This is a genomic window from Mobilicoccus sp. (genome assembly GCF_032060985.1).
Classification (GTDB): domain Bacteria; phylum Actinomycetota; class Actinomycetes; order Actinomycetales; family Dermatophilaceae; genus Mobilicoccus.
The window spans coordinates 20,472-27,944 of record NZ_DAMBGD010000026.1 but is presented as its reverse complement, the minus strand read 5'-3'; the positions used below and the strand labels follow the sequence as shown (position 1 = coordinate 27,944).

At 72.0% G+C, this 7,473-nt stretch carries 9 protein-coding genes; all 9 read right to left on the bottom strand.

Going from position 1 to position 7,473, the window contains the following annotated elements; all coding sequences use genetic code 11:
• Positions 1-217 (bottom strand): hypothetical protein (locus RT054_RS16005; protein ID WP_313025548.1); only part of this gene is annotated, 217 nt, incomplete at its 3' end.
• The gene (locus RT054_RS16000; protein WP_312722756.1) at positions 214-921 is read right to left on the bottom strand and encodes a flagellar biosynthetic protein FliO; all 708 of its coding nucleotides are present in this window, start codon (positions 919-921) and stop codon (positions 214-216) included. The genes RT054_RS16000 and RT054_RS16005, both read right to left, overlap by 4 nt.
• Positions 918-2,141, bottom strand: a complete 1,224-nt coding sequence (gene fliN, locus RT054_RS15995; protein ID WP_312722754.1) for a flagellar motor switch protein FliN — start codon at positions 2,139-2,141, stop codon at positions 918-920. Before fliN ends, RT054_RS16000 begins: the two co-directional genes overlap by 4 nt.
• Before the next feature lie 28 nt (positions 2,142-2,169).
• Positions 2,170-3,039, bottom strand: coding sequence for a flagellar motor switch protein FliM (fliM, locus tag RT054_RS15990; protein WP_313025546.1), 870 nt, complete (start codon positions 3,037-3,039; stop codon positions 2,170-2,172).
• Positions 3,040-3,136: 97 nt separating this feature from the next.
• Positions 3,137-3,604 (bottom strand): flagellar basal body-associated FliL family protein, encoded by a 468-nt coding sequence (locus RT054_RS15985; RefSeq protein WP_313025544.1) that lies wholly within the window; start codon positions 3,602-3,604, stop codon positions 3,137-3,139.
• 91 nt (positions 3,605-3,695) lie between these two features.
• Positions 3,696-4,667 (bottom strand): flagellar motor protein MotB, encoded by a 972-nt coding sequence (locus RT054_RS15980; RefSeq protein WP_312722556.1) that lies wholly within the window; start codon positions 4,665-4,667, stop codon positions 3,696-3,698.
• Entirely contained in the window at positions 4,667-5,455 is a 789-nt protein-coding gene (locus RT054_RS15975) for a MotA/TolQ/ExbB proton channel family protein (protein ID WP_312722557.1), read from the bottom strand. Before RT054_RS15975 ends, RT054_RS15980 begins: the two co-directional genes overlap by 1 nt.
• A 3-nt stretch (positions 5,456-5,458) precedes the next feature.
• The gene (locus RT054_RS15970) at positions 5,459-5,707 is read right to left on the bottom strand and encodes a flagellar FlbD family protein (RefSeq protein ID WP_312722558.1); all 249 of its coding nucleotides are present in this window, start codon (positions 5,705-5,707) and stop codon (positions 5,459-5,461) included.
• 687 nt (positions 5,708-6,394) lie between these two features.
• Positions 6,395-7,471: an aspartate-semialdehyde dehydrogenase gene (locus RT054_RS15965; RefSeq protein WP_312722559.1), complete on the bottom strand. Its 1,077-nt coding sequence runs from the start codon at positions 7,469-7,471 to the stop codon at positions 6,395-6,397.
• Between the last annotated feature and the right edge of the window lie 2 nt (positions 7,472-7,473).

Here is a 7,473-nt window from a genome sequence, read left to right as displayed (position 1 = left end):
GGGCGGCGGGGGCTGGGGCCGGTGCGGCGGGGGCCGGGGCCGGTGCGGCGGGGGCGGCCGACAGCGGGGCGGCGGCGGCATGTGCGAGGGGCGCGACGGCGACGGTGGCCGGGTGCGCGAGGGTCACGGCCTGCGCCGAGGAGGAGGCGGCGAGACATCCGCCGGCCGTGAGGGCGAGGAGGGCGGCGGAACCCAGGAGGCGTCGGCGGAGGGTCATGCGGCGCCCCCTCTCGTGCCGTGGGTCGGCCGTCGGTCGGATGACCGGGCGTCCGCACCGAGCTGGTCGGCGTGGCGGCCGGCGGTGAGGCTGTCGGCGTGTCCGTCGGCGGTGGGGCCGTCGAACCGGTCGGCGCCGATGGCCCGCCGTCGGCGGGGACCCGGGGCAGAGGTGATCTCGGCCCTGGCCGCACCGACGACGTCATTCGGTGTGGTGGAGGGGTCCTGGCGAGGAGCGGCTCCTCGACCTGGTGACCCCCCACGGTGTCGCCCCCGGCGTCCCCGGCCGGCCGCCGCGTCGACTCGGCCGGCGGCGGCCGTCTCGGCGACGAGCCGACCCAGGTGCCCTTGACGCCGGAGGGCCTCGACGAACGTCGGTGGGGTGGTCATCGCGGGCGAGGGCGTGTCGGTCTCCTCCCCCTCATCGGCAGCGAGCTCCTCGGGTGAGAGGTGATGCAGCGTCGAGATCTCGGCGTCGGTGACGCCGAGGACGAGCACCTCCTCCCCCACGCGGACGACCTGGACGGACCCGGTGCGGGTGAGCTGCCGTCGGCCGAGGACCTCGACCTCGACACGGGCGTGGGTCGGGCCGGTGAAGCCCCCACGCTTGGCGAGGAGCCGAAGGCACAGGACGAGGAGCCCGAGCACGAGCACCAGGGAGATGCCCGCCCGCACGAGGGTCCAGGCGAGCGAACCGTCGCTCACGCGCTCGCCCGACCCTCCCCGCCGGCATGCGGGTTGACGACCTCGGAGATCCGGACGGCGAACTCCTCGTCGACGACGACGACCTCGCCGTGGGCGATGAGAGTGCCGTTGACGAGGACGTCGACGGGCGCACCTGCGGCGCGGTCGAGTTCGACGACCGACCCGGGGGTGAGACCGAGGATCTCGCTGACGGTGAGACGGGTGCGGCCCAACTCGACGCTGACGCCCATGAGGACTTCCCGCAGGAGGTCGATGCGGCGCGGGTCGACCTGGCCGAACGGCGCGAACGGCGCGAGCGGCGGAGTCGCCATCCCGGGGAGGTTCATGTTCGCCTGGGCACGGGCGGCGGCGGCTGCCGCGGCGGCCGCGGCCTGCTCGGGATCCTGCGGCGGGGCCGCGTAACCGTAGGGCGGATACCCCGGCGGGGGGTAGGCCCCGGGCGGGAACCCCGCGTAGGGGTCGTACCCCGGCATGCCCGGCTGCCCGGCGCCCGGCAAGCCACCCGGCATCGCCCCCGGTGCGCCGGCGGGGCCGGCGGGTGCGCCGGTCATCCCGGCGGCGTCGGCGGAGGGGGTGAACTCCGCGGCCTCGGCGCCCTCATCCGGCGTCTCACCTGCGGCGCCCGCGTCCTCCGCCACACCGTCGGCGGCCTCCGCGGCCTCCACGGCACCGTTCTCGCCGTCGTCCGCGCCACCGTCGCCACCCTCCGCCGCGGCCACCTCGGCCTCGGCCGCGGCGATCGCCGCCGCGAGTTCGGCGGCGGCGCCCTCACCGGTGGCCTCCTTCGGCTGCGCGAGAAGCAGGGCGGCGAGGGTCTGGCCCGAGAACACACCGGCGACGCTCGCCTCGTCCGCGGCCTCCAGCACGTCGAACGGGTCGGTCATGTGCGCCTGGCCGGTCGCGAAGTCGCCGACCTCGCCCTTGAGCGCGGCGAACGACTCCTCGAGGGCCGTGGTCCACAGCGTGCGGGCCTCGGTGCGGTCGAACACCTCGCCGTTCTTGTGGTCGACGAGGCCGGTGATGATGAGGACGACGCTGCCGATGTCGTCGTTGCCCTGCACGACGGACTCGACCGCGAAGGCGCCACCGGGCAGCGACATCGTCGTGGCCTGGATGGCGTCGAGACCCTCGATCGTGAGGTCGTCGGCGTTCGCGAAGTGCGCAGGCAGCGCCTGGGCCGCGGCGACGAGGGCCGCGTCGAGCTCTGGCGAGGTGGGCATCAGTTGTCCTTCTGCGCGTTCGGGCGGGTCATGACGTGACGATCTGGCACGCGAGGCGCTTGCCGTAGCTGCCCGGCACGGCCGTCGCGATGGCGACCCCGTCGGCCTCGAGGGTCAGCGGCTGATTGGTGGGATGACGCAGCGGCAGCACGTCCCCGACCTCGAGGTCGAGGATGTCCCGCGACCGCAGCTCGATCGGTGCGAAACTCACCCGCACGTCGACCGGCACGTCGGCCATCCGGCCCTTGAGGTTCTCCGCGGCCTCCGCCTTGGCGCCCGTGAGTTCGATCTCCGGCTTGGCGTGGACGATCTCGAGGACCGGCGCGATGGTCTCGACCGGCAGGCACAGGGTGGAGGTCGCGGACTGGTCGCCGAGCTTGATCTCGAACTCGGCCACGAGCATCGCGTCCGACGGTGGGGCGAGCTGGAGGAACTGCGGGTCGGACTCGAGTGACTGCACCTCGCCCTTGACCCCGCCGCGCGACTCGAACGCGTACCGGAGTTCGTACACCATCTGGCGCACGAGGTTGCGGATGAGCCCCGTCTCGATCTCCGAGAGCGCCCGGCTCGGCTGCTTGGTGTCGCCCGGGCCGCCGAGGAGGCGGTCGATGACGCTCATGACGAGGTCCATGGGCAGCTGGAACACGCCGTCGCCGTCGAGCGGGGCGAAGTTGAGCACGGCGAGCAGGGACGGGTTGGGCACCTGCTCGATGTACTCGTCGTAGGTCGTCTGCGTGATGTCGTGGAAGTTCGCGTGCGCGACGATGCGCAGGGTGTTGCTGAGCACCGTGGCCATCTGCCGCGCGAACGTCTCGCAGGCCATCTGCAGCGCCCGCATCTCTTCACGGCTGAACCGGCTCGGGCTCCGGAAGTCGTAGAGCTGCGGTTCGGCGTTCACAAGACCTCACATCGGCCGCGAGGCCGCTCATCTGAGCCTCGCCGGGGGGTGAGCAGGCTACGGACGGACGGGATCTGAGCTGGTCGGCGTGGGTGCGTCACTGCATGACGAACTGCTTGAAGTACACCTGCATGACCGCGCCGTCGTACCGTGCGCGCACCTCGTCCGACAGCTTCTTGCGGGCGGCCTCCTTGGTCTTGGCGTCGAGGAGGTCCTTGTAGGTGTAGGTCGACAGCACGGCGATCGCGGAGTCCTGAGCCTTGGACCCGTCGAACGTCGTCGCGGCCTTCTCCCCCGCGGCCTCCGAGGCCTCCTTGGTGAGTTCGAGCGCGAGTTGCACCTTGAGGAACTTGCCGTCGGCGAGGTTGAGGGTCATCTCGTCCTCGAGAGGGACGACGACGCCGGGTTCGGGGGCCGCGTTCGTGTCGGCATCGGCCTTGGTGATGAACATGTATCCGACGACGACGAGGGCTCCGAGCACGACGACGAGGGCGGCGGCGACGACGATGAGGAGCTTCTTCCTGCCCTTCTGTGCCGGGGCGTCGTCGGTGGCTGCGTCACTCATGGTGGGCTCCTGTGGAGGTCGTGCGAGTCAGGGGGTCGTGCGACAGGGGTCTGTCGGGGTCGTGCGTGTGGGCCGCGGCGCGGGATCGGCCTCAGGGGGCCTTCGGGGGCGCGACGCGGGGGGCGATCGACGGGGCCGGGGGGGCGATCGTGGGAGCGCGCGGACCGGCAGGTCCACTGGTGCCCGGCGCCCCACCGCTGCCCCCGCCGGGCGTGCGGTCGGCCGCGGCGAGACCCGCGTCGGCCTCGGCCTGTGGCAGGAACGGCAGGACGACGACCGCGACGCGGCGGTTGCGGGCCCGGCGCTCGTCGGAGCTGTTGGGGACGAGGGGGCGGGTGTCGGCGAAGCCCGACGGGGAGATGCGGGCCGGGGGGATGCCGTCCTTGATGAGACGCTCGGTGACCATGACGGCCCGGTCGGTCGACAGGGCCCAGTTGGAGCGGTAGGCGCCGCTGATCGGCACGTCGTCGGTGTGGCCTTCGACGTCGATGGTGTTGGGCAGCGGCCGCAGCACGGGCGCGATGGCGTCGAGCACGGTCGTCCCCGTGGGCTTGAGGTCGGCCTTCGCGGTATCGAACAACACCTTGTCCGTGACGATGTTGACGACGAGGCCGCGTGCGTCGACCTGCATCTGCACGGCGCCGGCGAGGCCCTTCTTCGACAGTTCGATGGCGAGCTGTTTCTTGATCTGTTCGAGGTTGGCCTTCTCGGCCGACGCCGCCGCGGCCCGGGACTTCTCCTTCTCCACGGCGGCCTGGGCGATCGCCGAGTCGCGATCCTGGGACAGGCTCGCGGGCACGTCCTGCTTCTGGGCGGGCGCCTGGCCGTCGAGGGCGTTGTCGCTGCCGTCGAGCAGGCCGGTCTTGCCGGGGACCGCGACGTTGCCGAACCCCTCGGCCGTGCCCCGCGCGAACTCCTCGAACTTCTTCTGGTCGACCTTGGAGATCGCGAACATGACGATGAACAGGGCGAGCAGCAGGGTGAGGATGTCGGCGTAGCTGAGCACCCACCGTTCGTGGTTCGCGTGCCCCTCGTGCTCCTCGGGCTTCTTCTTGCGGGCCATCAGGCGGCCTTCGCTTCCTTGGCGTCCTTGCCGTCGGCCTGACCGCCGCCGGGGAGCGCCGACCGCAGCTTCTGCTCGACCATGCGCGGGCTCGTGCCGGCCTGAACCGCGAGAACCCCCTCGACGATCATCTCCATGTTGGCGACCTCGAGGTGGCTGATCCGCTTGAGCTTGCCAGCCATCGGCAGCCAGGCCGCGTTGGCGATGAGCACGCCCCACATGGTGGCGACGAACGCCGAGGCGATCATGCCGCCGAGCGCGCCCACGTCCTCGAGGTTGCCGAGGGCGTGGATGAGGCCGAGGACGGCGCCGACGACACCGAGGGTGGGGGCGTAGCCACCCATGGCCTCGAGGAACCCGATGGCGATCTTGTCGTGGTCCTTCTTCGCGGCGATCCGGGCGTCGAGCAGTTCGGCGATCTCGTCGGCGTCGGTGCCGTCGACGGTCATCTGGATGCCCTCCTTGAGCAGAGGGTCGTCGATGTCCTTGGCCATGTCCTCGAGGGCGAGCAGGCCCTCGCGGCGGGCGCGGTCGGCCATCTTGACAATGACGTCGACGAGACCGGAGGCATCGGGCTTGGCGACCGTGAACGCCTTCTTCATGCCGATGAACGCCGTCTTGTACTCCTCCATGAGGAGGCTTCCCGCCGCCGCGCCGAACGTGCCGACGAAGATGAGCATCATCGCGGCCGGGTTGAACAGGGCCGTGAGGTGGACGCCGTCGATGACCGCGGTGGCGACGACGGCGACGAAGGTGACACCGACGCCGATGGCTGTTCCCTTGTCCATGGCTCAGCTCTCCGAGGTCGAGACGGACCGAAGGCGGACCGGGGGTTCCGGGGGCGCCGGGTTCGCCGACGCGACGAGCACGGCGGCCCGGAACTGACAGACCTCGTCGACGATCTGCGCGACGCTCTCGGCGACGACGTACTTCGTTCCGCTCACCAGGGTGATCACCGTGTCCGGGGTCGCCTCGACGCGCTCGATCAGATCAGGATTGAGCGCGAAGGCGGTGCCGTTTCGGCGGGTGACGGTGATCATGGATGTCCCATCCGTGGCGGGGGTCTTGAGTGCGGCCGATCCTGGCCTGCGGACTCCTTATCGACGCCTCGCCGGGATTCGTGAACCTCGCTCTTCGCCCGCCCTCGCCGACCCACCGTGGTTCGGACCCGGGTGCGACGGAGGTCACGCACCCACGGCCCGGGATCGCCGGACACGCCCCCGACCTGCGGCGACGCACCGATTCTGCCAATCTGCTACTCCACGAACGACGGTCGGACACGGTCGCGACGCGGTGGTCTCCGGTCGTCCGTCCACGACGGGATCGGAGCGCCGGTCCGCCCCCGTTCGAGGACCGGCCGAGACTGCCGCACGGTGTTTTTTCGCAACACCGCCGGGGGTGCGGGCCCGTGACCTTCTTCGTGCCCGGGCACCGGGTCGCCTGGGCGCGGGCGGCCGGAGGATGGCGTGCGGTGGCGGGGCGGCACCACGCGGCGTGCGGACCGGATGGCAGGGGTGGGTCAACGGCTGCGCAGCGCCCCGAGGACGCGGCCGTGACGCCGCGGCCGGTGATGCGGCGACGCGCAGCGGGATGACGACGGGCTGCGAGTGTCTCCGGCGTCCCACCTCTCCCCCGGGGGAGACTATGACGCCGAGGCCACTCGCAACCCGTACGGCCCCGGTCGGCCGGTACGCGGCGATCCTGAGGAGGATCCTCGAAGAGTGGGGTCAGGCGCCGAGTTCGGCGGCGACGGCCTCGGCGATCTGGGCGGCGTTCGTCGCGCCGCCCTTGCGCAGGTTGTCGCCGCAGACGACGAAGTCGACGGCGTCGGGGAAGTCGGGCGTCTGCCGGATGCGCCCGACGAACGTGGGGTCGGACCCCGTGACGTCGACGGGGGTGGGCCAGTCGTCGTGGTCGACGTCGTCGAGGACGACGACGTCGGCGGCCTGCAGCAACGCGGTGCGAACTCCGTCGAGGGAGACGGGGCTCTCGAACCGGGCATGCACCGACATCGCGTGGGAGGAGATGACCGGCACACGGATCGTCGTGGCGGCGACGTGGAGTGAGGGTCGGTCGAGGATCTTGCGGAGCTCGTCCCGCAGGCTCATCTCGGCCGTGCTCCACCCCGCCCCCGCGGCCTGACCCGACCACGGCACGACGTTGAGCGCGAGCGGCGCGGGGAACGGCGAGTCCTCGGGTGACAGCTCGGCGTCGATGTGCCGACGCACGTCGGCGATGTGGCGGCCGAGGCCACGCTGGCCGGCGATGGACTCGATCTCCTGGTGCAGGCGCTCGACGCCGGCCTCACCTGCGCCGGAGGCCGCCTCGAGCGCGGTGACGACGAGGTCGGTGAGACCCCAGCCGGAGTGCAGCGCGCCGACGGCGTCGAGCAGCACGAGGGTCGCGCCCGTCGGCGTGCTGACGATGCCGCGCGGCCGATTGGCGATCTGGGCGGTGTTGTAGCCGTGGACGACGAGCGGCACGTCCTCCTCGGCGCGGAACGCACGCGAGGCGTCGATGACCACGGCGCCCGCCGCGACCGCCACGGGCGCGTACGTCGTCGCGACGCCCGGAGGCACGAGGAACACCGCGACGTCGACGTTCTCGAGGGTGTCGGGGCCGAGCTCCCGAACGGTGACGTCCTCGCCCCGCACCGTCATCGTGCGGCCGGCCGTGCGCGCGGAGGCGAGGAGGCGGATCTCCCCCCACACGTCCGCCCGTTGGCTCAGCACGTCGAGCATCACCTCGCCGACGGCGCCACTCGCGCCGACGATCGCGAGGGTGGGGCGAGGACGCTCACCCACGG

Bases quoted from the DNA above. Each gene is read 5' to 3' on its own strand.
- fliN (WP_312722754.1), bottom strand. From the start codon at position 2,141: ATGCCCACCTCGCCAGAGCTCGACGCGGCCCTCGTCGCCGCGGCCCAG.
- RT054_RS15985 (WP_313025544.1), bottom strand. From the start codon at position 3,604: ATGAGTGACGCAGCCACCGACGACGCCCCGGCACAGAAGGGCAGGAAG.
- RT054_RS15980 (WP_312722556.1), bottom strand. From the start codon at position 4,667: ATGGCCCGCAAGAAGAAGCCCGAGGAGCACGAGGGGCACGCGAACCAC.
- RT054_RS15975 (WP_312722557.1), bottom strand. From the start codon at position 5,455: ATGGACAAGGGAACAGCCATCGGCGTCGGTGTCACCTTCGTCGCCGTC.
- RT054_RS15970 (WP_312722558.1), bottom strand. From the start codon at position 5,707: ATGATCACCGTCACCCGCCGAAACGGCACCGCCTTCGCGCTCAATCCT.